Origin of the sequence: Caballeronia jiangsuensis (assembly GCF_046030135.1) — a bacterium.
In the GTDB taxonomy this organism is placed as follows: Bacteria; Pseudomonadota; Gammaproteobacteria; order Burkholderiales; family Burkholderiaceae; genus Caballeronia; species Caballeronia jiangsuensis.
This window is the reverse complement of the sequence record NZ_JAQQDB010000014.1, coordinates 76,600-101,059: the sequence shown is the minus strand read 5'-3', so window position 1 is coordinate 101,059 and position 24,460 is coordinate 76,600. Positions and strand designations below refer to the sequence as shown.

26 protein-coding genes are annotated in these 24,460 nt (G+C 59.4%); 16 read left to right on the top strand and 10 right to left on the bottom strand.

Annotated elements, in window-relative coordinates; translation table 11 throughout:
• Positions 1-188: 188 nt before the first annotated feature.
• From PQR08_RS16875 to hpxZ, 5 genes are read left to right on the top strand one after another with little or no spacing between them, the layout of a single operon-like run.
• A complete protein-coding gene (locus tag PQR08_RS16875) occupies positions 189-995 on the top strand; it encodes a cysteine hydrolase family protein (RefSeq protein ID WP_250486661.1) in 807 nt (268 codons plus the stop codon).
• Positions 992-2,143 (top strand): amidase, encoded by a 1,152-nt coding sequence (locus tag PQR08_RS16870; RefSeq protein WP_250486660.1) that lies wholly within the window; start codon positions 992-994, stop codon positions 2,141-2,143. Before PQR08_RS16875 ends, PQR08_RS16870 begins: the two co-directional genes overlap by 4 nt.
• A gap of 11 nt (positions 2,144-2,154) precedes the next feature.
• On the top strand, positions 2,155-2,334 hold the full coding sequence (locus tag PQR08_RS16865) for an AtzG-like protein (RefSeq protein ID WP_250486659.1): 180 nt from the start codon (positions 2,155-2,157) through the stop codon (positions 2,332-2,334).
• Positions 2,331-3,755 carry an AtzE family amidohydrolase gene (locus PQR08_RS16860; RefSeq protein WP_408161838.1) on the top strand — a complete coding sequence of 475 codons (1,425 nt, stop codon included), beginning with the start codon at positions 2,331-2,333 and terminating at the stop codon, positions 3,753-3,755. The genes PQR08_RS16865 and PQR08_RS16860 overlap by 4 nt, the downstream gene beginning before the upstream one ends.
• Positions 3,752-4,132, top strand: a complete 381-nt coding sequence (gene hpxZ / locus PQR08_RS16855; RefSeq protein ID WP_250486657.1) for an oxalurate catabolism protein HpxZ — start codon at positions 3,752-3,754, stop codon at positions 4,130-4,132. Before PQR08_RS16860 ends, hpxZ begins: the two co-directional genes overlap by 4 nt.
• A 24-nt stretch (positions 4,133-4,156) precedes the next feature.
• Here the strand turns inward: hpxZ and PQR08_RS16850 are convergent, their stop codons facing one another.
• Positions 4,157-4,501 carry a response regulator gene (locus PQR08_RS16850; RefSeq protein ID WP_238212185.1) on the bottom strand — a complete coding sequence of 115 codons (345 nt, stop codon included), beginning with the start codon at positions 4,499-4,501 and terminating at the stop codon, positions 4,157-4,159.
• A gap of 169 nt (positions 4,502-4,670) precedes the next feature.
• Complete coding sequence (locus tag PQR08_RS16845; protein WP_187606744.1) at positions 4,671-4,934, bottom strand: hypothetical protein; 264 nt, start codon at positions 4,932-4,934, stop codon at positions 4,671-4,673.
• A gap of 125 nt (positions 4,935-5,059) precedes the next feature.
• Between PQR08_RS16845 and PQR08_RS16840 the strand changes: the two genes are divergently transcribed.
• Together PQR08_RS16840 and PQR08_RS16835 are read left to right on the top strand one after the other, a co-directional pair.
• Complete coding sequence (locus tag PQR08_RS16840; RefSeq protein WP_408161836.1) at positions 5,060-5,560, top strand: DUF2231 domain-containing protein; 501 nt, start codon at positions 5,060-5,062, stop codon at positions 5,558-5,560.
• Complete coding sequence (locus tag PQR08_RS16835; RefSeq protein WP_250486655.1) at positions 5,553-6,872, top strand: PQQ-dependent sugar dehydrogenase; 1,320 nt, start codon at positions 5,553-5,555, stop codon at positions 6,870-6,872. Before PQR08_RS16840 ends, PQR08_RS16835 begins: the two co-directional genes overlap by 8 nt.
• A 102-nt stretch (positions 6,873-6,974) precedes the next feature.
• Here the strand turns inward: PQR08_RS16835 and PQR08_RS16830 are convergent, their stop codons facing one another.
• The 3 genes from PQR08_RS16830 to wrbA form a co-directional block, all read right to left on the bottom strand.
• Positions 6,975-7,970 (bottom strand): hydroxyquinol 1,2-dioxygenase, encoded by a 996-nt coding sequence (locus PQR08_RS16830; protein ID WP_250486719.1) that lies wholly within the window; start codon positions 7,968-7,970, stop codon positions 6,975-6,977.
• 34 nt (positions 7,971-8,004) lie between these two features.
• Complete coding sequence (locus PQR08_RS16825) at positions 8,005-8,496, bottom strand: cupin domain-containing protein (RefSeq protein ID WP_250486654.1); 492 nt, start codon at positions 8,494-8,496, stop codon at positions 8,005-8,007.
• Between the two features lie 268 nt (positions 8,497-8,764).
• Complete coding sequence (gene wrbA, locus PQR08_RS16820) at positions 8,765-9,391, bottom strand: NAD(P)H:quinone oxidoreductase (protein WP_238292297.1); 627 nt, start codon at positions 9,389-9,391, stop codon at positions 8,765-8,767.
• A gap of 447 nt (positions 9,392-9,838) precedes the next feature.
• Here wrbA and PQR08_RS16815 point away from each other — a divergent pair, with 447 nt between their 5' ends.
• Both PQR08_RS16815 and PQR08_RS16810 read left to right on the top strand, forming a co-directional pair.
• Positions 9,839-11,050 (top strand): FAD-dependent oxidoreductase, encoded by a 1,212-nt coding sequence (locus PQR08_RS16815; protein WP_250486653.1) that lies wholly within the window; start codon positions 9,839-9,841, stop codon positions 11,048-11,050.
• Between the two features lie 186 nt (positions 11,051-11,236).
• Positions 11,237-12,343: a porin gene (locus tag PQR08_RS16810; RefSeq protein WP_250486652.1), complete on the top strand. Its 1,107-nt coding sequence runs from the start codon at positions 11,237-11,239 to the stop codon at positions 12,341-12,343.
• A gap of 76 nt (positions 12,344-12,419) precedes the next feature.
• Here the strand turns inward: PQR08_RS16810 and PQR08_RS16805 are convergent, their stop codons facing one another.
• On the bottom strand, positions 12,420-13,352 hold the full coding sequence (locus PQR08_RS16805; RefSeq protein ID WP_250486651.1) for a LysR family transcriptional regulator: 933 nt from the start codon (positions 13,350-13,352) through the stop codon (positions 12,420-12,422).
• A 561-nt stretch (positions 13,353-13,913) separates the two neighbouring features.
• Between PQR08_RS16805 and PQR08_RS16800 the strand changes: the two genes are divergently transcribed.
• Both PQR08_RS16800 and PQR08_RS16795 read left to right on the top strand, forming a co-directional pair.
• Complete coding sequence (locus PQR08_RS16800; RefSeq protein ID WP_250486650.1) at positions 13,914-14,156, top strand: DUF4148 domain-containing protein; 243 nt, start codon at positions 13,914-13,916, stop codon at positions 14,154-14,156.
• A 128-nt stretch (positions 14,157-14,284) separates the two neighbouring features.
• Positions 14,285-15,862, top strand: a complete 1,578-nt coding sequence (locus PQR08_RS16795; RefSeq protein ID WP_250486649.1) for an efflux transporter outer membrane subunit — start codon at positions 14,285-14,287, stop codon at positions 15,860-15,862.
• On the opposite strand, the gene PQR08_RS16790 is transcribed toward PQR08_RS16795, so the two are convergent.
• The gene (locus PQR08_RS16790) at positions 15,859-16,119 is read right to left on the bottom strand and encodes a hypothetical protein (protein WP_250486648.1); all 261 of its coding nucleotides are present in this window, start codon (positions 16,117-16,119) and stop codon (positions 15,859-15,861) included. The two genes, PQR08_RS16795 and PQR08_RS16790, sit on opposite strands and share 4 nt — an antisense overlap.
• Positions 16,120-16,192: 73 nt before the next feature.
• On the opposite strand from PQR08_RS16790, the gene PQR08_RS16785 reads away from it, so the two are divergent.
• The 4 genes from PQR08_RS16785 (at position 16,193) to PQR08_RS16770 (ending at position 20,520) form a co-directional block, all read left to right on the top strand.
• Complete coding sequence (locus PQR08_RS16785; RefSeq protein ID WP_250486647.1) at positions 16,193-17,743, top strand: MFS transporter; 1,551 nt, start codon at positions 16,193-16,195, stop codon at positions 17,741-17,743.
• 35 nt (positions 17,744-17,778) lie between these two features.
• Positions 17,779-18,801: an HlyD family secretion protein gene (locus tag PQR08_RS16780; RefSeq protein ID WP_250486646.1), complete on the top strand. Its 1,023-nt coding sequence runs from the start codon at positions 17,779-17,781 to the stop codon at positions 18,799-18,801.
• 81 nt (positions 18,802-18,882) lie between these two features.
• On the top strand, positions 18,883-19,434 hold the full coding sequence (locus PQR08_RS16775; RefSeq protein ID WP_250486645.1) for a TetR/AcrR family transcriptional regulator: 552 nt from the start codon (positions 18,883-18,885) through the stop codon (positions 19,432-19,434).
• Between the two features lie 153 nt (positions 19,435-19,587).
• The gene (locus tag PQR08_RS16770; RefSeq protein WP_250486644.1) at positions 19,588-20,520 is read left to right on the top strand and encodes a LysR family transcriptional regulator; all 933 of its coding nucleotides are present in this window, start codon (positions 19,588-19,590) and stop codon (positions 20,518-20,520) included.
• Here the strand turns inward: PQR08_RS16770 and PQR08_RS16765 are convergent.
• Together PQR08_RS16765 and PQR08_RS16760 are read right to left on the bottom strand one after the other, a co-directional pair.
• Positions 20,517-21,164, bottom strand: a complete 648-nt coding sequence (locus PQR08_RS16765; protein WP_250486643.1) for a peroxiredoxin-like family protein — start codon at positions 21,162-21,164, stop codon at positions 20,517-20,519. The two genes, PQR08_RS16770 and PQR08_RS16765, sit on opposite strands and share 4 nt — an antisense overlap.
• Positions 21,165-21,203: 39 nt before the next feature.
• Positions 21,204-22,343: an alkene reductase gene (locus PQR08_RS16760; protein WP_250486642.1), complete on the bottom strand. Its 1,140-nt coding sequence runs from the start codon at positions 22,341-22,343 to the stop codon at positions 21,204-21,206.
• A gap of 232 nt (positions 22,344-22,575) precedes the next feature.
• Here PQR08_RS16760 and PQR08_RS16755 point away from each other — a divergent pair, with 232 nt between their 5' ends.
• A complete protein-coding gene (locus PQR08_RS16755) occupies positions 22,576-23,490 on the top strand; it encodes a LysR family transcriptional regulator (RefSeq protein ID WP_238212204.1) in 915 nt (304 codons plus the stop codon).
• A gap of 18 nt (positions 23,491-23,508) precedes the next feature.
• On the opposite strand, the gene PQR08_RS16750 is transcribed toward PQR08_RS16755, so the two are convergent.
• Positions 23,509-24,459: an amidohydrolase family protein gene (locus PQR08_RS16750; RefSeq protein WP_250486641.1), complete on the bottom strand. Its 951-nt coding sequence runs from the start codon at positions 24,457-24,459 to the stop codon at positions 23,509-23,511.
• Position 24,460 lies beyond the last annotated feature (1 nt).

Here is a 24,460-nt window from a genome sequence, read left to right as displayed (position 1 = left end):
TTTTGCGTTGACTTTCGGTAAGTAGGTTATTCATGACTGAAACGCTCATTGCAACTTCGATGCCAATGCGCCTTCAGTGCGATGAAGAACCGCTTCCTCGATGCCACGCAGAACGCCCACGGATGACGCGCTTGCGCCGCGTCTCCGATGCACTCGTACTCCATTGATCCAACGCTTCGGAGAACCCGATGGACCACGCTTCAAACCCAGACCGGACAATGCCCGGCGGCCCGCTCGGCGCCTTTGCGCAGACCCGCTGGCACGCCACGGATGCGCTCGTCGACATGGCCGTGCAAGCGCCCGCGCCGCGCATCGCGATACTCGATTCCGAGCCTCAGAAAGTGCGCTTCGACATCGAAAAAACGGCGCTCGTCATCATCGACATGCAGAACGACTTCTGCACCAAAGGCGGGTGGGTGGACCATATCGGGGGCGATTACGGTGCGGACCGCGCGCCGATTGCACCACTGCAGCGCCTGCTGCCGATTGCGCGCAAGAGCGGCGTGCCGGTGATCTGGGTCAACTGGGGCAACCGGCCGGATCTCGCCAACATGCCGCCGAACCAGCTTCATCTGTACAAGCCGAAGGGCACGGGCATCGGACTCGGCGAGCCGCTGCCCGAACACGGCGCGCGCGTGCTGGAAAAGGACTCGTGGGCGGCCGCCGTCGTCGATGAACTGATGATCGAGCCGCAGGACATTCGCGTGGACAAGTACCGCATCAGCGGCTTCTGGGACACGCCGCTCGATAGCATCCTGCGCAATCTCGGCGCGCGCACGCTCTTCTTCGCGGGCGTGAACACGGATCAATGCGTGATGCACACACTCACCGACGCCAACTTCCTCGGCTACGGCTGCGTGATGCTGACCGACTGCTGCGCGACGTCATCGCCCGCGTTCTGCACCGAGGCGAGCATCTGGAACGTGAAGAAGTGCTATGGCTTCGTCGCGGACTCGCTTCAGTTCGCCGATGCGTTGAGGGGAGCGAATCAATGAGCGCCTTCGTTCCCGGCCCGCGCGTACATGTCGCCGCAACCTCGGGCGGCCCGCTCGATGGTCTGCGCTTCGCCGTCAAGGATCTGATCGACGTGGCGGGCGTCACGACGGGCGGCGGCAATCCCGACTGGCTCGCAACGCATGAACCCGCCGCGCGCCATGCGCCTTGTGTCGCGAAACTGCTGGCCGCCGGCGCGAGCGTGGACGGCAAGACCATCACCGATGAACTCGCCTACAGCCTCGAAGGCGTGAACGCGCATTACGGCACGCCGGTCAATCCGCGCTGGCCGCACGCGTTGCCGGGCGGATCGTCGAGCGGCTCGGCATCGGCGGTTGCGAATGGCGATGTCGACTTCGCGCTCGGCACCGATACCGGCGGCTCCGTACGCGTGCCCGCCGCGTTCTGCGGCCTGTGGGGCATTCGCCCGACGCACGACGACGCCGCGCTCGACGGCGTGCTGCCCTTCGCGCCCTGCTTCGATACGGTGGGCTGGTTCGCGCGTTCGGGCGAATTGCTCGCGCGCGTCGCCGACGTCATGCTCGATGACGTCACCGCACTCGACGCGCCCGCATCGTTCGTGCTCTTCAACGAAGCGTTCGATACGCGCGCCGAGCGCGAGCCGGACGATGCGCAACGCCTGCGCGAACTGTCGATGGCGCACGACGAGATCGAGATCTTCGCAGGCGATCGCGCACGCTGGCTGCACGTGTATCAGCACTTGCAGGACGATGCCATTCGCGCGTCGCTCGGCGCGTGGATCGATGCGCATGCGCCGCGCTTCGGCGCGGACATCGCCACGCGCTTTGCGCGGATGAAGTCGCTCGACGACGCCGAAGTCGAACGCTGCCGCGCGATGCGTACGACGCTCGCCGCGCACGTCGACAACATCGTGGCGAAAGCGCTGATCGTGCTGCCGACGACGCCACGCGCGCTGCTCGACAGGAACGAGCCGCCTGACGACATCGGCGCGTTCTATCGCGATGCGCTCACGATGAACGCGGTCGCCGCGTTCGGCGGCTTGCCGCAAGTCACCGTGCCGGTCGTGAACGGACCCGACAGGCCGCTCGCGCTGTCGTTCATCGGTCCGCGCGGCAGCGATCGCGCGCTGATCGCCCGCGTGCGCCAACTCTTTCCCACTGTTTCGTGAGCATGAACCCCATGTCCTCTTCCATCGACGCCTATGTCGAAGCCGCGCTCGCGTTGCATTTTCCGGCGCTTTCCGACGAAGCCGCCGCGCGCGTGAAAGCGCAATTCGTTCGCATCGCGCAACTCGCCGCGCCCGTGCTCGCGTATCACGTCGATGCCGACGACGAACCCGCGCCGGTATATCGCCCATGACGACATCGAACCATTTCCCGTATGGCGCGCTCGCCATCGCGCGCGCTTATGCCAACGGCGACTTCAGCGCGCGCGAACTGATCGAGGCGACGCTTGCGCGCATCGACGCATACGACGCACAGGTCAATGCATTCACTGCCATCACACGCGAACGCGCGCTCGTCGAAGCGGACGCGCTCGATGCCCGCCGCGCGCGTGGCGACACGTTGCCGCCGCTCGCGGGCGTGCCGTTCGCCGCGAAGAATCTCTTCGATATCGAGGGCATCGCGACGTTGGCCGGTTCGCGCGTGCTCGGGAACGCGCCGGCCGCCGCCTGCGATGCAGCGCTCGTGACGCGTCTCACCGGTCAGGGCGCGATCATGATCGGCGCGCTCAACATGGACGAGTTCGCCTATGGCTTCACGACCGAGAATCATCATGCGGGGCCGTGCCGCAATCCGCACGATCTGACGCGCTCGGCGGGCGGATCGTCGGGCGGCAGTGCGGCCGCGGTCGCGGCGGGCTTCGTTCCCATCACGCTCGGTACGGACACGAACGGCTCGGTGCGCGTGCCCGCGTCGCTGTGCGGCGTGTTCGGCGTGAAGCCGACTTATGGACGCCTGTCGCGCCACGGCACCTATCCGTTCGTCGCGAGCCTGGATCACATGGGCGCTTTCGCGCGCAGCGTCGATGACCTCGCAGCCACCTACGACGCATTGCAGTTCGCCGATCCGCTCGATCCCGCGTGCGCGCAGCGGGCCTTCGAATCGGCGAATGCGAAGCACGGCGGATTGCGAGTGGCGCGGCTAGGCGGCTATTTCGATGAACACGCGAACGACGACGCGCGCCATGCATCGCATGCGGCGGCGGAGGCGCTGGGCGCATCGGAGACCGTCGAGTATCCCGGTGCCGATGCCGCTCGCGGCGCGGCGTTTCTCATCACGGCGGCCGAGGGCGGTCAGTTGCACATGGCGAACCTGCGTGCGCGATACGACGAGCGCGAACCGTTGTCGCGCGATCGTCTGATCGCGGGCGCGCTCCTGCCCGCGGCGTGGGTGGTGCAGGCGCAGCGCGTGCGCGCGGCGTTGAGAACCCGCGTGCTCGAATTGTTCGAACGCTACGACGTGCTCGTCGCGCCGGCGACGCCGATGGTCGCGCCGCGCATCGGCGACGAGTTCATGGACATCAACGGCGAGCGGCTCGCCGTGCGGCCAAATCTGGGTCTCTTGACGCAGCCGGTGTCGTGCCTCGGACTGCCGGTCGTCGCCGCGCCGATGCGCACGAGAAGCGGATTGCCGATCGCCGTGCAACTGATCGCACCGCCGTGGCGCGAGGATCTCGCGTTCGAAGCGGCGCGCAGGCTGGAGACGGCGCAGGTCGCGCATTGCCCGCCGCCGCCCGTGTTCGACGAGGCGCTTCTTTTGCCGGGAGCTAACGCATGAACGAGATCAATCGGCCCGACGTGCTCGCCGAAGTCGATGCGGCTTTCGATGCATACGAGCATGCGCTCGTCACGAATGACGTCGCCATGCTCGACACGCTGTTCTTCGACTCGCCGCATACCCTGCGCTATGGCGCGACCGAAAACCTCTACGGCTACGATGCGATCCGCGCGTTTCGCGCTGCGCGGCCGGGCCAAGGCCTCGCGCGGGAGATCACGGCGCGCGTCGTGACGACATATGGCGACGCATTCGCCGTCGCCAATATCGAGTTTCGGCGCGATGGCGAGCCGCGCATCGGCAGACAGAGTCAGACGTGGGTGAAGATGCCCGACGGCTGGCGCGTGGTGAGCGCGCATGTGAGCTGGATGGGCGCGTAGACGCTGTGCGGTTCGACAATTCGCTCAGCACGCATCCAGCGCAGCCTTGAATCCATCTTCTGTAAGCGGCTTGAGATATGCCCCGTCAAAATGATCCGACAGCTCGTCCACGTGACGCGCGTCACCTGTTACCGCGACGACACATGCGAGCTTGCTCGGCCCCGCTGCCCGCAAGCGCCTGCACAGATCGCGGCCGTCCACATCCGGCAAGCCGATGTCCAGAAAGATCGTGTCGTATCGGGTCTCGCGCGTGAGCAGCATCGCCTGATGCCCGTCATAGGCGACATCCGCGTCGTGCCCTAGAGACCTCGCCAGATCTCGGAACGCCTCGCAGAGGCGCATATCATTTTCTACAAAGAGGACGCGCATAGTTGAGTCACCGAGGCGTTGTTCGTCATGCCTCAGGTCGACTCAAGGGCTTTTGAGATCAGACCGTCCTGAAGCTGTTGTCTATTGAGCAAGATGCAGGCCAACCTCGAAAGGGCTCATTACCGCCCCATTCTTTGGCAGGATGTTCGCGCCGATCGCTTCCCGATTTTTATTCAGCCGACGACAGGCCGAATCGCGGCGTGGCCGCTATGTAGCGTTCCAGAAAGTGATGAAGGTCGGCGGGCGTCGGACGTGTTCCCCATCCGTCGCCGTGATTCAGCGAAGCGAGCGCCATCCAGGAATCCGGCGGGTGCAACGCATCGATGACCTCGCTACCCTCCATCACAAGCAAGCGTCCCGTCGACGGCTGAAATTCTGCCGAAACCTCGCGAGCGGCAAATCGCACGACAGCAATCACGGATTGCGTCTTCATGAATTCCCCTCGTCGTGATGGGCGTCATGGTGCATTGCAACACAAAACTTTTAGTAGCGTACTGGCCCCTTGCATCCCGACGCTTTGCCGCTGCGCGCGCCGTCAGGCAAACGAAGGACTCAGGCATGGACGATGCAGAGACGACCGCATCGGTTACGACTTTCAGAGACAAAGCCATGTCCGCCACGCACGCCGCCACCAGACATCCATCGAGGATCGCTCCGGCCATCTTCGAACTCATGAATCCCATCCCTTATGGACTCTTTGTCGGCGCGCTGATCTTCGACATCACGTATATGACCACGCCTAACGTGTTCTGGGGCAAGGGCGCCGCGTGGCTCGTCACGGCAGGGCTGATCGTCGCCGTCATTCCCCGTCTGCTCAACCTCGGGCACGTATGGATGCAACGGCGGCGCGCGGTATCGCGAATCGAGAGGATGGACTTCTGGCTCAATTTGCTTGCCATCGTCGCGGCGATCGTCAATGCATTCGTACATAGCCGCGATGCTTATGCGATGGTGCCGGAGAACGTCGTTCTCTCTGTCATCACCGTCGTGCTGCTGAGCACAGCGCATATCGCCATGGCGATGAACCGGCTCGATTTCGCGGAGGCGGCTCATGAATAAGCACACCGCGGCATACATGCTCGTCATCGCCGTTTCGGGGCTAATGAGTGGATGCAACGAACATGCGCAGTACGACGCGGCGCATCAGGCGGGAGCCAATCCGCCAATGCCCGAGGCGCGCAACTTCTTCGCGCCGCCAATGCAGGTGCCGAAACATGTGGGGTGGAAGGACGGCGCCGCGCCCAAGGTCGCCGACGGTCTGAAGATCGAAAAGATCGCATCGGGACTCGTGCATCCTCGACAGGTCTATGCCCTTCCCAATGGTGACGTTCTCGTGGCTGAATCGAATAGCCCGGACGAAGAGGCCGTGACTACGCCGAAGCAGCTTATCGCGGGACTGATCGAGAGCAAGTCCGGAAAGAAGGCCAAGGGCGCAAATCGCATCACGCTGCTGAGAAAGTCAGCCGACGGCAGCGGTGAATGGGAGCGGCATGTGTTCATCGACAATCTGCATTCCCCATTCGGCATGCAGCTTATCGGAGATACCCTCTATGTCGCCGATACCGATGCGATCCTGAAGTTTCCCTATAAGACGGGCGAAACGAGCATCAACGAGCGCGGCGTCGAGCTCGCCGATCTCCCCGATACGATCAACCATCACTGGACCAAATCGTTGCTGGCGAGTCGTGACGGCAAGAAGCTCTATGTGGGCGTCGGCTCGAACAGCAATGTCGGCGAGAACGGCCTGGACGTCGAGTATCGGCGCGCGGACGTGCTCGAAGTCGATGCGGCCACGGGCGCAAGCCGCATTTACGCCGCAGGCATTCGTAATCCCACCGGGTTGCAATGGGAACCGAAGACAGGCCAGTTGTGGGCAGTCGCGAACGAGCGCGACGAAATCGGTGCGGACCTTGTGCCCGACTATCTGACCTCGGTGAAGGAGAATGCCTTCTATGGGTGGCCCTATAGCTACTACGGCCAGCATGTCGATCCGCGCGCACAGCCGCAACGTCCCGACCTCGTCGTCAAGGCGATTCCTCCAGACTTCGCGATAGGTTCGCATGTCGCGCCGCTGGGACTGATGTTCTATACCGGCGACAGTCTTCCGGCGCAGTATCGCGGCGGTGCGTTCATTGGTGAGCACGGCAGCTGGGATCGCTCGCCGTTGAGCGGCTATGTGGTCTCCTACGTGGCATTCGAGAACGGCAAGCCAGTCGGTGCGCCAAAGGATGTCGTCACGGGCTTTACATCGGCGGATCAGAAGGAACTGTATGGCGCGCCTGTGGGCGTCGCGCAGGACCGCGAAGGTGGTCTGTTGATCGCCGATGATGTCGGCAACGCGGTGTGGCGCGTTACGGGCGCGGGCGGGTAATGCGTACTAGCCCCGCTCCGCTGAAAGAACTGGGTTTGCGCTTTCTCGCGACGTCAACCGTTTGGCGCGGCCGCATGTGTGGTCGCGAGAAAAGCGAAAGCGCTACAGCTGGATTGGATACGGCAGCAATTCGCCGCTTTCATAGCGCTTCGGCAGATCAGGCGTGGCGTTCTCCCACACCAGCAGCATCGAACGCTTCTGCGAATAACCTTTGTGACGGATGTCGGCTGGCATCGCCGCGATGTCGCCCGCGTTCATCGTGATGCGCGCGCGCGGCTCGCCGCTATCCTTGTCAGCAATGTCCCAGATGATCTTGTCCGAGAGCTGCAGAAACCATTCGACGCGGTCATTGCCGTGAAACACCGGCAACATGAATTCCTCCGTGGTCGGGCAAAAGAGACTTTGCTGACACACCGAGGTAACCGACGGATTCCATGTCACGTCCGAACGCGACAGATACTTGAACAGGCTGAATGCGTGCAACTCCTGTTCGAAGCCAGGCTCGGCGTGAATCTCTGGCTCGTCCTGCTCGACATCCGCAAAGTGGCGATTAACCGGAAGGTCGTCGCGCAATGGTGAATCGCCCTCAATGCCTGGCATGCGCTTCGTCGCAATGCGAAAGCGCTCTATTGCCTCGAGGTTATCGCCATTCTTATCGCCAAAAGCAGAACCGGTTTCCCCGGGCGCCGCGAACGGGTCGAAGCCTTCATTGACCCAATCCTTGAGGATCTCCTTGAACGTCGCCATGATTAGCGGCGTGTCGAACTGCTGCACGTAATCGATCCCCGCTTCCTTGAAGCTCGCGTTGTACGTGCCAGCATACAGATCGACCTTGCCGTAATGGTTGCGGGTACCAAGCACGTGATCGAAGTTGACCCAGCCGTAGAAGAATCCCCACGCGACATCGCGCATCATGGCGCGCAGAAAGTCGTCGACCGGAATCTGATGCGTACGGGTTTGCCCTTTCGACGGCCACTTCACCGTCGCGAAATACGAGTCCCGACTGAATTCGAAATCGCCAAGCCGGAATGCACGATATCCGGTTACTGCGTCCGCATCACTCGCGGAGACAGATTTCTGATTGCTTCTGTTTTCCATATGAACTCCGAAACTGGCTTGTCGTAAAGGTGAATCAACGCACACAGATGTCGGCCCACTTTTCGACCGAATGCTGACCACGAATAGTTTGAAGAAGAAGTACCCCCGTGGTCACCGCGTCGAAACGATATGCGGCGCAAGCGGGCAACAGTGCCTGGTGGCCCCGGCGCAACCGTACGCGTCCCATGCTCTGCCCAGCAGGATCCTTATCGAGAAGAACGCTGCCTTCAACCGCCGGGTCGACGAGCGGCCCGTCTGATGGCTTGACGAAATGCACATCGATTTCGCCATCGATCGCTACGACGAATTCATCGTGCGACGCACAGAACCAGGGCGAAGCGCCCTCCGCACGAATGGTTTCGATCACATACTTGAGATTCTTTCCAACGACAATTTTTTCGTATGGCTTTGCAGCGCCAGCAACCTCGAAAACATTCGACATCGCGTAATGCTCAGCCTTGCCGCTAATGATCTCGATGGATCCCTTCTTAAAGCTATTCAAGCTTCCAAACAACGTCTTTTGCATTTCTGCCTCCGTTTGATTCCGTGAACTGTTGCGTGACTGAAGATTAGACGGAGGTTATGCGTTCATCAATGCGCGGAACGTTCTGGAATCGCGAACATCGAGTCTTCGGATAAGATGTCGGGATTTCTACCTAGCATCATGCCGTTAAAGGAATGCGCTAGATGCCGTCTGTGTGACAGCGCGAAGCAGCATGGCGATACGAAATCGCCATGCCATGCGACACTAAAGGCTTCCAATTCCAATTCCAACTCCGCTCACGCGAAGCATGTCATTTCGAATTGCCAGTCAATCGCTTGGCAATCGTCGCGACGTGTTCTCCCTGGAACCGGGCGATCTGAAGCTCGTTGTCGCTGGGCTGACGCGAACCATCCGCTCCCGCCAGGGTCGACGCTCCATACGGCGTTCCGCCCGATACTTCGCTCATGTTGACGAGACGTTGCTCCGAGTACGGAACGCCGACGATCACCATCCCGTGATGAAGAAGGGTCGTGTGAAAGCTGGTGATCGTCGTTTCCTGGCCACCGTGTTGCGACGCAGTGCTCGTGAAGACGCTGCCGACCTTCCCGATCAGTCCGCCCGACATCCATAGCCCGCCTGTTTGATCGAGAAAATTACGCATCTGCGCGCACATGTTGCCGAACCGCGTCGGTGTACCGAAGATGATCGCGTCCGCTTCCGCCAGCACCTCCGGCGTCGCGAAAGGAATGCTGCCGAACGCGGCGCGATAGCCTTTGACTCCGCTTTTGACCAAAACATCTTCGGGTACCAGTTCGGGCACCTGCAATAGCGTGACTTCGGTGTCTCCGACTGCCCGCGCACCGGCCGCAATCGCCTCGGCCATCTTGTAGATATGGCCATACGAGCTATAGAAAACGATCTGAATTTTGGTCGTCATGTCTCTTCCTGAGTTAGTGTCTGTGCCCGAAGGCAATATGACCGATGGAATGCACTCCATAGTCCTGTGGCGGATTGCAACCTATCCGGCTCACGATCCGTCTGCCACTTTCAGCATAAGCAGGACCATTAAACAAGACAACCGCGTCACTGTTCGGCTTTCACGAACGATCCGATTGGCATATCCGCACGGTGCGTTCCGTCGAACATCGAAGGGCGTCAGACGCCAAGGCGTCGACATTAAAATCGTGTCAACCGGAATTACCCTCTCGATTCACCAGAATGACGGCACAAAAACCAGATCAGACTGTTCTGGATTGGCAAACCACTTCGCATTGCTTCCATAAATCCTGTTGGTTACGCTTGATTCAACTGTTCCGGCCACCCGCAGTCCGACGCGCAGGTGGCGGGACATTCCCCGCATAAGCACATCAATAGGAGACAAGACATGGAAACGTTAGACGGCGTGGTGGTCATCGGTGGCGGTCCCGTCGGACTGCTCACCGCCCTGAAGCTCGGCAAGGCAGGCGTGCGGGTTATCGTGCTCGAGGCGGAGCCAGCTGTTTCGCCCTCACCGCGAGCCGTAGCCTATATGCCACCCACCGCCGCCGCGCTGGATCGCTTCGGCCTGCTCGATGACATCCGCAAACGTGCAGTGTGGTGTCCGGACTTCGCCTATCGGCACGGTGACGGCTCGCTCATCGCGACAATGGACTGGAGCGTCCTCGCTCACGACACGGACTACCCATACATGCTGCTGCTTGGACAAAACCACGTGTCCAACGTCATCGTGCAGCACTTGCGCACCCTGCCCAATGTGGATATCCGCTGGAATCATCGCGTCGAGGCCATCGATCAGGATGCTTCGTGGGTCACGCTTCAGACCCGTGGCCCCGGTGGCACGACACGGTTGCGCACGCGCTGGGTCGCCGCAACCGATGGCGCACGCAGCACGGTGCGCGAGAAGGTCGGCCTTACCTTCGACGGCATTACGTGGGCCGAGCGCCTCGTGGCCACCAACGTCTTCTATGATTTCTCGCTGCACGGCTATTCACGCGCCAATTTCGTCCACGATCCCGTCGACTGGGCGGTCGTCGTCCAGCTCGATCAAAGTGGCTTGTGGCGGGTCTGCTACGGAGAAGATCCGTCGATATCAGAGGCCGAAGTCCGTCAGCGCCTGCCCGAGCGCTTCAAACGTCTGCTGCCTGGAGCGCCGACGCCTGACCAATACCGGGTTGACCATCTCAACCCATATCGCGTTCACCAGCGATGCGCGCCCGAGTTCCGTCGTGGCCGTGTGATCCTGGCAGGTGATGCCGCTCACGCAACCAATCCAATGGGTGGCCTTGGACTGTCGGGCGGCGTACTCGACGCGGAGCATCTCGCCGAGGCCTTGATCTCGGTGATCAAGGAGGGCGCGTCGCTCAAGCTGCTCGATGAATATGCGATCGATCGCCGCAAGGTCTTTCTCGAATTCACCTCTCCCACGGCTACGGCCAACTTCACCTGGATGAAGGAGAGCGACCCGGCACAACGCGCGCGCGACACCGCCATGCTCGAACACGCCGGCACCGATCGAGCCGTCATGCGCAAGATCCTCCTCGATTTCGAAAAGCTGAACGGACGAAGGTTTATCGAGCCGCAACTCCTCGCTGCATGACATCACGACATCCGACGGTCTGACAGAGACACCCACTGTCAGACCGCTCTTCGGTAGATGTCGAAGACGTCCTTAAAACGAGTATCGATCCGATCAGGCCGAACCGCATGACGCGAGAATCAGAACTTCTCGCGGCATCGGAGATCGTCTGCGCCTCCGCTTTTCAGAATTGAACGGAAGGGAAAGATGAAAAAAGCTGGTTTTATCGCAGCGAGCTTGTTCACGGTCGCGCCGTGCGTCCACGCTCAAAATAGCGTCGTCATGTTTGGACTCGTCGATGCGGGTATTTCATACATAAGCAATCGCGGGGGTTCGTCGTCGTGGAAGATGGACGATGGAATCGGCGTCCCTAATCTCTTTGGATTGCAAGGCAGCGAGGATATCGACGCGAGCACCAAAGCCGTGTTTAGACTCGTCGCGCAGTATATGCTCGGCACGGGTTCGATCGTTGGATTCAAGAGTAATGCGGATCAGGCAAGCGGCCTGCTGTTTTCTCGAGAAGCCTTTGTCGGCCTGGCGGACGATCATCTCGGCACCTTGACCTTCGGTCGCCAGCAAGACTTCATGGTCGACACGCTCCTCGGCGATGTCGATGCGGACGCTGCCGCCTACGTGGGCGGCTTCTACAACTTTCGTGATGGCCCGTTCGCCAAACTCGCACTCCCGGATTCACCTCCCGGCGAGGCATATGACTTCGATCACATGAGTGGAAGTCAGCCGTTATCGAATTCGATAAAGTACAAGTCTCCGACATTCGCTGGGATGTCGGTAGGCTATCTTTTCGCGTTCGGAAATACAGCCGGCAACTTCAGACAAAATAGCGCATCGAGCGCGGGTGGAAGTTTTGCCGCGGGTCCGTTCGCCATTGGCGCCGCCTATACGTCCGTACGATATGCGGAGCTGGGAGGCGGAGCCATCCAGAACATCGGTGCCGGGGTGCGATATAAGATTGGATCCAGTCAGATATCTGCTCTCTTCACGAACACCCGGAATACCGCCAATGGAGCAACAGTCAATATGGTGCAGGCGGGCGGCCTTTATCGATTCACGTCTTCAATTGCGTTCGGCGCGGACTACATGTACATGTGGGGGAATGAGGTAGTCGATCGAAACCATGCGCACCAGGTGACGGCCGTTGCTCAATATATTCTGTCCAAGCGGACAACGACGTATGTCGACGTTGTCTATCAGATCGCAAACTCCGGTGCGACGGCATCTATCAACGGAACCTTCGGACCTTCGAGCAGCCGTTCTCAATGTATAGGGCGCGTAGGGATTCAAACGCGCTTTTAATCAAGGCCTGCCCGTCAAACGAACGATGCGGCAGGCCACAGGACGGACATCGAACCAATTAGCCTGTCCGGCACGATCACTCGCTTTTTTCTTGGGACAAGCCGAGCAACCTGTCCCATTCCGGTTCCATCGAAAACGTCGAAGAGAGAAGATCAAGGAACAGTTTGACCTTAGCCGTAGTGCGATGTGAAGTTGGATAGACCGCAGAAAAATAAGGTACATCGGTCTCGAAATCGGGAAGAACGCGAACGAGATGCCCTTCCAAAAGATCACGGTAGACCACCATAGTTGGCAAATAGGCGATCCCCACCTCTCTACGAGCAAACTCCTGAATCAGATGTACGCTGTTGGAACGCAGCGTGGGAACCAGCGAAATCTCGCTGTGCTGTGAGCCGTTATCGAGCGACCAACGGTTACGCCACGGGTAGTATCGGTAACAGGCGAAATCGTGGCCGCAAAGATCATCCGGAGTGGAAATAGGTGACTTCTCTTTGAGATATCCCGGGGTAGCCACGAACACGCCGCGCATTCGGAATAGGCGACGCTCAATCAGAGATTCCGACGCGGGCGGAAAGATCTGCAGTACAACATCGTATCCTTCCTGAACAGGATCTACGACCTGGTCGTTGGCAAAGACGTCGAAATCGATATGCGGATAGTTCTTTCGAAAGGTCGCAATCACGTCCGGGAGATGCTCCAGCGCAAATCCGTTCAAGGCCGCGATTCTCAGAGTGCCGGTTAGCGCAGTCGTTGTATCGCGGGAGCGCTGCGAAAGGGCTTGCATACGGCCGATAAGATCATGACACTCGGAGTAGTACGAAGCGCCGAACTCCGACAATTTCACCGCCCTGCTCGAGCGATGAAACAGAGATACCTCGAGATGCTCCTCAAGTTGCTGAACCCGCGTGCTGATGACGGATTTGGCGACACCGATCTGCCTCGCTGCGGCCGCAAAGCTACCGGACTCCGCGACGCGTACGAATGCTTCTATGCTTAGGTAAATATCCACGAGACGTCTCCGGCTTCTTGTGCACTCGTTGCGTGCGCTTCGGCCATCCTGCGTTGCTACGCTGTCAGGTCGGCCAGCGCGAAGGTAACGCACAAGATGGGTTCGAAACAATACCACCTCGGATTTTCAGGAACTAGGGTGGAATTCCCGTAACCCGAACCTATGATGCAACGCTGCGGGTAGCCTCCAACAGGCCACAGATATCAAAACCAGATCAGACTGTTCTGGATTGGCAAACCACTTCGCATTGCTTCCAAAGATCCTGTTGGTCACGCTTGATTCAACGGTCCCGGCCACCCCGCATTCCGACGCGCAGGTGGTGACTGTCGGCCGGCGTACTCGCCGCAGAGCATCTCGCTGAAGCCTTGATCTCGGTGGTCAAGGACGGTCTGTCGCTCTAGCCGGTTCTATCCGCTCGATCTCGGATCATCGATTTTCTCCCTCGCGGCCTCCTCCCATCTCCGTGGAAATTTTCCTTAGATACTTAAACGTATTCGAATACTTTATGGTATCTTAGTGGCTGATCAGTATTTCCCCCACCAAATTTGGGAGTCGCCAGCCATGAAATTTCGTTTCGCGCTCTACCTCTCGTTAGTTTTCTCTGTGATCCCCCTTTCTGCGACTGCGCAGAGCACTGACACATTCAATCGTGTGCAGGCGCGCGCAGAACTTGCAGAACTCGAGCAGCAGGGTTACAACCCCGGCGATTGGGTCCACTACCCGCAAAGTTTGCGCATCGCGGAAGATCGTCGAACGCAGACAGCGAACCAACCGAAGCCGGTTCAAGCGTCGCGAGCGGAATGAGTTAATCAAAAAACGCGGCACAAGAAGCTTAGTAGTGCATTTAAAGTGCTGCGACCTGATTTCGAGTCCAAATTTCGAGCGTTCGTTCAACGCTCGCGGCGTCCCCTAAAACATGCTGGAAGATCGAGATGTGTTTGAAACGTACAGTGCGAGCTTCGCTATCCGTAATCGCACTTTTGGGCCTGGCCGCGTGCAGCGTGGGACCGGATTTCCGATCGCCGGAAGTGACGCCGCCACCTCGATCGCTTTCCATGAGCGCGAACGATGTCCCCAGCCGCCTGACAGATCAGCGCCTGAATCCGGCGTGGTGGACGCTGCTCAACGACCCGCTGCTAACGTCGCTCGAAGCCCGTGCGGCGGCACAAAACCTGGACTTGCGGTCTGCACAGGCGCGGATAGGTCAAAGCCGGGCCCGGCTGCGCATCGCGGGCGCGGACCTTTACCCGACAATCAGCGCCAACGCATCTGAACTGCGCGAGCGAGCCAGCCCAAACGGAATATTGAAGTTGAGTGGACCATCGAGCCCGGTCAGCGCCACAGCGGCAAACGGCGCGGACCCTTACGGAACGAGTTCTTTGAGCGGAAGCGGTGGCGCTGCGCCCTACAACCTCTGGCAGTACGGTTTCGACGCGAGCTGGGAGCTAGACCTCTGGGGCCGAGTACGCCGAACACGAGAATCCGCGCTGGCCACCGCAGAGGCCACAGAGCTGGAAGCCGAAGGCGTGAGAGTGTCTGTTTCTGCGGAAGTCGCACGGACGTATCTCGAACTTCGCGGTGTCCAGAGCACGCTCGGCATCGCACGTAAAAATCAGGATATCGCTCGTGCCAGTCTTCGTCTTGCAAAACACCGCGAGGACGAAGGCGTTGCAACGCACTACGATAGTGCGAGCGCCGCTGCGCAAATGGCAACGGTCAGTGCTTCGATACCAGAACTCGAACGGCAGGTGTCTGCGCTCATGAATGCGTTGGCGCTTCTCGTAGACGAGGCTCCCCATGCGCTCGATGACGAACTCGCGAAGACGGCGGACGTTCCAGCCCCACCCGATAGCGTGCCTGTTGGACTCCCTTCCGAACTAGCGCATCGCCGACCGGATATCCTGCGCGCCGAGGCGGAGTTGCACGCTGCAACTGCGGACATCGGCGCGGCCAAAGCGAACTTCTATCCGACCGTCAGTTTGACGGGCAGTTTCGGCATTCAGGCTTTGAAGTTCAGCGAAGCAGGCGACTGGAGCGCGCGACAATTCGCGTTCGGTCCGGTCTTGCATCTTCCAATTTTTGAAGGCGGCCGCCTCGTGGGGACGCTCGCGTTGACCAAAGCAAGGCAGCAAGAAGCCGCAATCCAGTATCAACGCACGGTGCTCGGTGCGTGGCATGAAGTAGACGACGCCATCACCGCGTATCGCAGCGACCAGCTTCGAAATATGCAACTCAGCATCGCCGTCGATGAAAACCGTATCGCATTCGAAACGGCGAAGAATCGCTACGGTCAGGGCGCATCGACTTTCCTGTCCGTGCTCATCGCTCAGCGTGACCTGCTAGCCAGCGAAACCGCACTTTCGCAAAGCCAGACGAACGTTTCGGTCTCGCTCGTAAAGCTCTATAAGGCCCTTGGCGGTGGCTGGGACGCGCCCGAAGGCGGCAGCGGCTCATACGCCCGCGCGACAATCGAACGTCCGGTGTCCGTCAGGCGGGCGGCAGGAGGTTAGCCAATCGATCTCGAGAGCTTCTCAGCGGCAAGGTCCGCAGCGAGTCGAGCTTCTGCAAGGCTATCGGCCGCACCTGATCCCGCCTCCCCTGTTCCGCTGAATGTCTCGATTTCCCAGCGCCATTGACCATCCAGCTCGTCCTGCCAGACATATAGCCTGCGATGGCCGACGCTGAACAGGTTTGCATCGAGATCACGCACCCACGCAACCGACTCTGATTCGATAACTTCATGCCATTCGGACACGGAAGTATTCATGTGTTCGTCCTTTGAAATACGACATAGTATTATGATACTTTATAGTATGCGAAATCCGATAGCAAACAGGTCGATGCAGCATGTCGCCCCGTCGCAACCAACACCGGCCGCACCGCACCCATTCGACGGCCGGATCTTGATGGGCGTCCTGGGAGTCTTTGCCGCTGCAATGATGTCGGGTTTGAACAGTCGAATCGGCGGCTTGTCTCTCGTCGACGTCAAAACAGCATTTGGTGTCGGCTCCGACGAAGGCAGCTGGATCGGCAGTCTGTACTCGGCTTTCGAGCTTGCGGCCATGCCCTTCGCGACCTGGTTCGCTGTAACGTTTTCGTTCAGACGGTTTCACGTGTCCGTCGTTACTGCCTTCAGCGTGTTTGGGCTGCTGACACCGCTTGCGCCCAGCTTCGAAGCACTGTTGGCGCTGCGATGCATGCAAGGGTTCTTCGGCGGATTGCTCATTCCTGTGCTGATGGCGGCCGCGCTGCGCTTCTTCCCTCTTTCGCTAAGGCTGTACGGACTGGCGCTGTATGCAATGACCGCGACTTTCTCCCCGAACGTCGCCACCTGGCTCTCCGCGACGTACACCGACACGTTGTCCAACTGGCATCTGACATTCTGGCAAATCGTTCCGCTTGCACTCTTTTCGGGCTGGGCCGTTGCGTGGGGAATCCCGCAGGATCCTGTCCGCCTGGAGCGACTCAAGAACCTGGACTGGATTGGCTTGATCAGCGGCGTCTGTGGTCTCGTGTGTATCGGCCTTGGATTGACGCAGGGCGAACGCTACGACTGGTTCAATGACGCACTCATTAGCTGGCTCTTTTGCGTCGGCGCGCTCTTGCTCGTTGTATTCGTGCTTGCCGAGTGGTTTCATCCTCTTCCATTCATCAAGCTCCAATTGCTTCATCGCCGAAACCTCGGCCTCGGTTTCACGATCTTTATCGGGCTGGTTGTTGTCCTGCTATCCGGCTCGCTCCTGCCGGCTCAATATCTGGCGGAGGTGCACGGGTTTCGGACACCGTACATCGCAGGGATCGGACTGTCGGTAGGACTGCCGCAGATCTTCTGCGGCCCTTCCGTCTCATATCTTCTCTACAAGCGATGGATCGATGCGCGGCACGTCTTTGCGCTCGGCCTCGCATGTCTCGCGGCGTCATGTCTGGTGAACGCGCATGTGACATCAGAATGGATCGTGCACGAGTTCCTGATCGGCCAAGCGCTACAGGCAGTGGGACAGCCGATGGCCGTCATCTCCTTGCTTTTCCTTGCGACCAGCGTCGTTCAACCGATGGAAGGTCCGGTCGTATCGGGGATTATCAATATGTTTCGCGCCTTCGGAACATTGCTGGGAGATGCCTTGCTTGAACGCGTCTTTACCCTTCGGGAAAAGATGCACGCCAACATCATTCTGGATTACGCGGCCGGGAACGGAATGATCAGGTTGGGACATCACACTACCGCTACCGAAGCGCTCGGCGATCTTGCGGAACGCATTTCACGGCAATCGTTCGTTCTGACGATCGCCGACGCTTACCTGATTCTGGGGACACTCTCTGTGTTGCTGATTCCATTTGTCTTGAGGCTCCAGTACATCAAGCCGCCCATATTGAACAATCCTTCCAAGTGACCGTTATGTCTCTTCCACGACCAGCAAAAATCGCCATGGCAATCATGCTCGCGTCCGCCGCCGCAGCTAGCCTGTATCTGTACAACCACGACGAAGGGCGATCGTCGGAGCAGACCACGACTGACGCCTACGTAACGACCGACTCCACCTTCGTTGCACCGAAAGTCGCCGGCAATATCGCGAGCGTCCTCGTGGAGGACAACGAGACTGTGCACAAAGGACAGTTACTTGCCGTGATCGACGACCGCGACTTCGCGGTGGCCTTGGCCAGCGCAAAGGCCGACGTTGAAAACGCGCAGGCGGACGTAGCCAGGCTCGAGGCAAGCGCCATTCAGCAGCATAGCCTGATCCAGCAGGCTAACGCTGCGATCGTCGGCGACGTTGCCTCCGTGAATTTCGCTGCCGCGAATTCCCGCCGCTACTTGAATCTTGCGAAAGACGGCTCGGGCACGATTCAGGAGCAGCAGCAAGCCGAATCCGCCTTGCAGATCGCGAGCGCTCGCCAGTCACAAGATATCGCCGCACGCGACGCGGCCCAACATCAGCTGAACGTTCTGCTTGCTCAGGAACGGCAAGCTGCAGCGAACGTCGAGAAGGCGAAGGCAGCACTGCATGCCGCAGAGTTGAATCTGTCCTATACGCGGATCGTCGCGCCAATCGACGGCATCGTGGGACAACGCACCGTCCGCACCGGCGCGTACGTGCACGTTGGCGCACCGCTGCTCGCGGTCGTCCCATTGCAGCAAGCTTATGTAGAGGCCAATTTCCGTGAAACCCAGCTGCGGCATGTTCAGCCTGGGCAAGCAGTTACAATCAAGATCGACATGTTGTCTGGAACGGTCATCCACGGCCACGTCAACAGTCTTGCCCCTGCCAGCGGGATCGCGTTCTCACCGATTGCACCTGACAACGCGACAGGCAACTTCACGAAAGTGGTTCAGCGACTCCCGGTCAAGATCTCCATCGATCCGGGCCAGCCAGCCGCAAGCCGACTTCGCGTTGGAATGTCTGTCGTTCCTACCGTGCATATCGATTCCGCCAGCGCCGCCCGGACATAATGCTGCATATTTTCAGAAGGGATCCCCGGAATGCCCAGGTTGACGAGAGAAGAGAGCCGAACACAGACGCGAGAGAAGCTGATGCTCGCTGCCGCCAAGGTGTTTGCGCGTGAAGGACTGGGCGGCGCGTCCATCGACCGGATCGCCGACGAAGCGGGCTTCACGAAAGGCGCGTTCTACTCAAACTTCGAATCGAAAGAAGATATCTTTCTGCAACTGGTGGAAGCGACCACCCAACAAAACATAGAAAAGATCCAGGCGGCGCTTGCCGGTGTGTCTACCCCCGAGGAAATCATCGAAGCCGTTTGCGCGTGGGCTGACACTCATCCGCACGAACCGGATATGCGGCCCTTGGTCCTCGATTTGATCCGGCACGCGAAGCAAGACGCGGCACTCACGAAAAGACACACGGAGCTTTTCAGCAAGCAATGGACGATCGTGGGCAAGTTGATCCTCCGAGCCTTTCCGAAGGGACGCGCGCCCGCCACGGCACTTGAACTCGGCGCGTTGGTGATGGAGTTGACTTACGGCACCGCCGTTCAGTTTCACGCAGGACCAACGGGAGGCGCACTCGTCCGAATTGCGCTTAACGGATTGATGGCGGCAGCACAGGTGCCACGGAAGACGAATTAAGCGGCAGGAGCTTTCGTCCAATCCGATTGAGAGAGTTAAACAACACGTCCTCGCGCGGAATAACCGGCATCTCTCTTCAAATAAGACACGCAACGGAGGCATGCGGCCCATGTCCAGACGGGCCGATCAGTTGAATCGAACGACAAGGATGTTATGGATACGCTTGAAAGCATGCGCGTCTTTGCGCGAGTCGTAACAGACGGCGGCTTTTCCGCCGCCGGACGACAGATGAACATGACGACGGGTCAGATCTCACGTGCTGTTTCGCATCTGGAAACCCATTTGCGCACCCGCCTGCTGAACAGGACGACGCGCAAGGTTGCGCTAACGGAGGCGGGTGAACGTTACCTCGATCATTGCCACAAGATACTTTCTCAGATCGATCTCGCAGAGGCCGAAGCAAGCGATGCGCAAGTGAGTCCCGCAGGAACGCTGAAAATCCATTCGATGTCCAACTTCGGGCAGCATCACATTGTCCCGTCGCTACTGCGCTTCCATACGCGTTACCCTTCGGTGAAAGTTGACCTCACGTTTTCCCAATCCGTACCGGACCTTCTCGACGACGGTTATGACGCATCTCTCATTCTTGCACCGAGCCTTCCGGATTCAGGGCTGATTGCGCATCGCCTTGGCACGGTCGCAGGTGTCGTGTGTGCCTCACCAACGTACATCCGAAAGTTCGGCGCGCCAGTCGACCTCGAAGATCTGCGAAAGCATACCTGCCTTCAGCTAACGAATCCTGTGTTTCCAAACGGCAAATGGATATTCGACGGCCCCAATGGTCCGAGAGCGGTGTCGCCCGGTCCCTCGGTTTTTTCTGTCAATCTTTCGGACGCTATGGAAGTGCTCATCCGGCAGGGCCTGGGCATTGGATTGTTACCCGCGGCGTCCGCGCTACCTGGATTGCAATCCGGCGAGTTGATCCGCGTGCTACCTCAATTTTCTCTTCAGAGCCTGAATGTGTATGCGCGATATCTTTCACGTCAATACATTGATGCGAAGATTCGCATGTGGCTCGACTTTATGCGAGAAGACATGCCACCGACTCTCGAAGCCGACGTAGCTGCTTTGGCGGCACATAATTAGTATGGAGTGAGACGTGGAAATGCGATCCTGAAGCCGTCACGCCGTCCGTGCAGCGCCCGGACCGCCTTCAACAACGATTCCTCTCCGAACCCGTTTCGATAGTCGAAGTCGACATGTGCGAAGACGACAATACCGTCCTTGTCGATCAGATAGGTCGCCGGAACAGGGACCAGAAAATCTCCGCACTTCCTTGGCTTGGGCGGCTTGTAGCCAAGTTCGAGATAATGGTCGCGAAGACTCTCAGGCAGATCGAACGTCAGACCGAATGCCCTTGCAAGCCGAAGGTCCGTGTCAACGAGCACAGCCATCGGCAATCTGTCATGTTGATGCATCGATGTGTCGGGTGGAGCAACGGCAACAGCCGTCGCTCCCTCCGAGCCAATGCGCTCGTGCATTGCAAAGAAGCGCGCGAGACGCTCTTCACCAAACGAGCACCACGAGCCGCGCAAGAAATTGAGCACGACAGGACCCGAACGCAGTAGCTCATCCAGCGCAACGCGATTGCCCTTCCTGTCGGGCAACACAAACCAAGGCGCGAGAGCGCCCGCGTGCAGCGCATGAGTGACGGCGACCGAGACCGATGCCATCGCGAGTTCAGCCATCGCGTCGACACGCGTGCCTGCTACGCCAGCGTCGTTCGTCATGATCGACATCCCTCGCGGTCGAAACGTCGCAGCGCTTCGTCAAGCCGTCTCGGCGCTTTCGTCTCGCACGGCACGAAACGCTTCTTGCTGCACTTCGTACGTCGGGAAATCCGAGTAGTTCTCTTCGCTTCCACCCCAGAATGCGGCACGAACATAAGGCGTCAGCGGCAGATCGTGTGCAAGACGGTGCGGAAGGTCGGGGTTCGACGAGAAGTGGCGCCCGAAAGCAACCAGATCGGCAACGCCGGACTCGACGATATCGATTGCACTCTCGCGATCAAATCCACCTGCGACGATGATCGGGCCGGAAAAGTATGGGCGCAGATAGGCAGCGGCGACGACGGGATGACCATGATGCAGCGTGTCGTCACCCTTGACCCGCGGCTCGATGACATGGAGATAAGCGATCCCGTACGAATCCAGCACCTTCGCGACGTAACTGAACGTCGCTTCGGGGTTGCTGTCCGAGACGCCGCCCCATTCACCCGACGGCGAAATGCGCACACCGACGCGATCCGCACCGAACACGGAGATCAACGCTTCGAGCGTTTCGCGCAGGAAGCGCACACGGTTTTCAATCGGGCCACCGTATTCGTCCGTGCGCCTGTTCGTGCCATCCTGAATGAACTGGTCGACCAGATAGCCATTTGCGCCGTGCAATTCGACGCCATCAAAGCCCGCTTTCTTCGCCCTTTGCGCAGCCTGCCGGAAGTCTTCGACAATTCCCGCGATCTCTTCGATTTTCAGCGCACGGTGCGGCGATACGGGCACGAAGCCATCTCTCGTCAGCGCGACGCCGTCGAACGGCACGAATGACGGAGCGACGGGGTCCGCGCCGTCATTGACCTCGACATGGCTCTGACGGCCTCCGTGGATGAGTTGCAGGATCGCGCGGCCACCCTTGGCATGCACAGCGTCTGCAATCGCCTTCCAGCCCGCGTCCTGGCCATCGTGATAGATGCTTGCGGCGCCGAGATAAGAGCGCGCCTGCGTCGAAATGCTTGCGGCTTCGATAATTACGAGACCGCCTTCGGAAGCACGCTGGCCGTAAAAGTCGGCCATCATCGGGCTCGGAATGTCGTCGGGCTGAATGGTGCGCAGGCGCGTCATCGGGGCAAGGACGACACGATGTTCGAGGTCGAATGCGCCGACTTTCGTCGAAGTGAACAGCTTGGCCATGATGGTACCTTTGAGAGTGAGTTGAGCACCGTGGGAAGCGGTGCGTCACGCGATGCGTTGAGATGAAATGTAGAGAATCCTGGGCGCGTGAAATAGCCGCCTGCGAGGATGAGGCCTATTCCAGATCTGCATAAGTCCGCGTGAGTACCCGCGCGGGATCGCTGCACGCCGCCCGACATGTGGGGTACGCTATGACCAAACCACAACGCTCGTGTGGCTCAGGAGAATGCCGATGGATCGCCTTGCAGCGTTCGAAATCTTTATTCGCGTCGTCGACGCAGGCTCGTTTTCGGCGGCGGCAAGACACTTCGATATCGGTCAGCCAGCCGTGTCCAAAGCGGTGGCGCAACTGGAGGATTGGCTCGGCGTCAAATTACTGTTGCGTTCAACGCGCGCATTGACGCCGACCGAGGCGGGGCAGAATTTCTACGCGCGTGCGAAGCGCGCAGTCGAGGAGTCGGGAGAAGCCGTGGTCGCTGCAAGGGGCACCGCCGCCGCTCTGACAGGAAAGCTCCGTGTGTCGGCTGCAGTGTGTTTTGCAAGGCTGCACATCGTTCCGAAGTTACCCGAGTTTTTGACCCAGCATCCCGATCTCGACGTCGACCTTGTACTTGATGATCGCAATATCGATCTGGTCGAAGAAGGCGTCGATCTTGCCCTGCGTATGGGCAATCTGGCCGATTCCAATATGACCGCGAAACGCATCGGCGAGGCCCGGCGTCGTGTGCTTGCGACGCCCTCGTACTTTGCAAGATGCGGCAAACCGTCGACACCTGTGGACCTGCTCGAGCATCACGCGATAGTCTATTCACGCGACATGGGCGGTGGCGAGGACTGGACGTTCAGAAGGGACACTGTCGAACAATCGATCAAGCTGCAAAGTCGCGTGAAGATATCCGCAACGGAAGGGTTGCGCGCCGCGGTGTTCGCAGATATGGGGCTTGCCGTTGCATCCGAATGGGCATTCGCGCCGGAACTGAAGTCGGGACTTGTCGTCGCTGTAATGGATGACTGGAACCTGCCGGGCATCGCGCTATCGGCGCTCTATCCGACTGGGCGCATGGCGAGCAGCAAGGCACGACAGTTCGCCACTTTCGTCGAGGAATGTCTCTCGCCCGAATTCGCCCCGACTCTTCTCTCCGCGTGAAGGCCGAGCCGCGCCCCTTCAAATCCCATAAACCCGCGCCGTATTATCATAAAAAAGCCGTAGCCGATCCTCGACCGAATACCCCCGCACGATCGCCTTGAATCCATCGAAGATATCGGTCATGCGATCCACGACACCATCGACCGGATAGTTGCTGGCGAACGAGCAACGCTGCGCACCTAACACGTCGATGGCAGTACGCACCACGGCCCCATTCGACTCGACGCTCCAGCGCTTCCCCGGGATGCAGATTCCCGAAATCTTGAGATGCACATTCGGCTCGCGCGCGACACATTCGAGCGCCTCGCGCCATGCGTGCAAGCCCTCTTCCGATCTATCGGACGGCAACCCGGTGTGATTGATCACGATCTGCGTGTCGGGAAAATCGCGCGCGAGCTCCGCGGCTTCGATCAAATGCCACCAGAACACTTGCAACTCGAACAGTAATCCATGAGCGCGCAGCTTCGCGTAACCATGGCGCCATTTCGGATCGCGCATCGATCCCGGCGCAACGAAGTCGTCCCGATGCTCGGCGCGCGGCACGGCGGCAGGCTTGTGCCGGATGCCTCTGACCAGTGGATGACGGCCATAGGCAGCGAGGACTTCATCGACGTCTTCGCGATCGAGCCACGCCTGAGCGCTCATCGCGTGCGGAAAGCCCTGTTCGCGCTGCAGCGATTCCACCCAGCGCAATTCGCCCAGCGGATCGGCCGGATTCCACTCGCCTTCGATAAGCACCGTCTTCACGACCTTGTGATGCCCCGCCGCACGAAAATAGTCATCGGGCAGAAACGTGCGCCGGATGTTGTCGTAATTGCCGTAGCGAAAATTCTTCACCGGCTTGTCCGCAAGCCAGGGATAGTAATTGCGCCCGACATCGAAGAAATGCTGATGCGCATCGGCGATAGGCAAATCGTCGTCCGCACCGCTTTCGAGGAATCGGCGGCGAAGTTCCATAACATCTGACATA

What these genes read in the sequence shown, in the direction of transcription:
- PQR08_RS16815 (WP_250486653.1), top strand. Translation starts at nt 9,839, where the DNA reads ATGGAAACGTTAGACGGCGTGGTGGTCATCGGTGGCGGTCCCGTCGGA.
- PQR08_RS16800 (WP_250486650.1), top strand. Translation starts at nt 13,914, where the DNA reads ATGAAATTTCGTTTCGCGCTCTACCTCTCGTTAGTTTTCTCTGTGATC.
- PQR08_RS16825 (WP_250486654.1), bottom strand. Translation starts at nt 8,496, where the DNA reads ATGCAAAAGACGTTGTTTGGAAGCTTGAATAGCTTTAAGAAGGGATCC.
- PQR08_RS16845 (WP_187606744.1), bottom strand. Translation starts at nt 4,934, where the DNA reads ATGAAGACGCAATCCGTGATTGCTGTCGTGCGATTTGCCGCTCGCGAG.
- PQR08_RS16755 (WP_238212204.1), top strand. Translation starts at nt 22,576, where the DNA reads ATGGATCGCCTTGCAGCGTTCGAAATCTTTATTCGCGTCGTCGACGCA.
- PQR08_RS16760 (WP_250486642.1), bottom strand. Translation starts at nt 22,343, where the DNA reads ATGGCCAAGCTGTTCACTTCGACGAAAGTCGGCGCATTCGACCTCGAA.
- PQR08_RS16780 (WP_250486646.1), top strand. Translation starts at nt 17,779, where the DNA reads ATGGCAATCATGCTCGCGTCCGCCGCCGCAGCTAGCCTGTATCTGTAC.
- PQR08_RS16750 (WP_250486641.1), bottom strand. Translation starts at nt 24,459, where the DNA reads ATGTCAGATGTTATGGAACTTCGCCGCCGATTCCTCGAAAGCGGTGCG.
- PQR08_RS16835 (WP_250486655.1), top strand. Translation starts at nt 5,553, where the DNA reads ATGAATAAGCACACCGCGGCATACATGCTCGTCATCGCCGTTTCGGGG.
- PQR08_RS16865 (WP_250486659.1), top strand. Translation starts at nt 2,155, where the DNA reads ATGTCCTCTTCCATCGACGCCTATGTCGAAGCCGCGCTCGCGTTGCAT.
- PQR08_RS16830 (WP_250486719.1), bottom strand. Translation starts at nt 7,970, where the DNA reads ATGGAAAACAGAAGCAATCAGAAATCTGTCTCCGCGAGTGATGCGGAC.
- hpxZ (WP_250486657.1), top strand. Translation starts at nt 3,752, where the DNA reads ATGAACGAGATCAATCGGCCCGACGTGCTCGCCGAAGTCGATGCGGCT.
- PQR08_RS16840 (WP_408161836.1), top strand. Translation starts at nt 5,060, where the DNA reads ATGGACGATGCAGAGACGACCGCATCGGTTACGACTTTCAGAGACAAA.
- PQR08_RS16775 (WP_250486645.1), top strand. Translation starts at nt 18,883, where the DNA reads ATGCTCGCTGCCGCCAAGGTGTTTGCGCGTGAAGGACTGGGCGGCGCG.
- PQR08_RS16870 (WP_250486660.1), top strand. Translation starts at nt 992, where the DNA reads ATGAGCGCCTTCGTTCCCGGCCCGCGCGTACATGTCGCCGCAACCTCG.
- PQR08_RS16795 (WP_250486649.1), top strand. Translation starts at nt 14,285, where the DNA reads ATGTGTTTGAAACGTACAGTGCGAGCTTCGCTATCCGTAATCGCACTT.
- PQR08_RS16770 (WP_250486644.1), top strand. Translation starts at nt 19,588, where the DNA reads ATGGATACGCTTGAAAGCATGCGCGTCTTTGCGCGAGTCGTAACAGAC.
- PQR08_RS16785 (WP_250486647.1), top strand. Translation starts at nt 16,193, where the DNA reads ATGCAGCATGTCGCCCCGTCGCAACCAACACCGGCCGCACCGCACCCA.
- PQR08_RS16875 (WP_250486661.1), top strand. Translation starts at nt 189, where the DNA reads ATGGACCACGCTTCAAACCCAGACCGGACAATGCCCGGCGGCCCGCTC.
- PQR08_RS16765 (WP_250486643.1), bottom strand. Translation starts at nt 21,164, where the DNA reads ATGACGAACGACGCTGGCGTAGCAGGCACGCGTGTCGACGCGATGGCT.
- PQR08_RS16810 (WP_250486652.1), top strand. Translation starts at nt 11,237, where the DNA reads ATGAAAAAAGCTGGTTTTATCGCAGCGAGCTTGTTCACGGTCGCGCCG.
- wrbA (WP_238292297.1), bottom strand. Translation starts at nt 9,391, where the DNA reads ATGACGACCAAAATTCAGATCGTTTTCTATAGCTCGTATGGCCATATC.
- PQR08_RS16850 (WP_238212185.1), bottom strand. Translation starts at nt 4,501, where the DNA reads ATGCGCGTCCTCTTTGTAGAAAATGATATGCGCCTCTGCGAGGCGTTC.
- PQR08_RS16790 (WP_250486648.1), bottom strand. Translation starts at nt 16,119, where the DNA reads ATGAATACTTCCGTGTCCGAATGGCATGAAGTTATCGAATCAGAGTCG.
- PQR08_RS16860 (WP_408161838.1), top strand. Translation starts at nt 2,331, where the DNA reads ATGACGACATCGAACCATTTCCCGTATGGCGCGCTCGCCATCGCGCGC.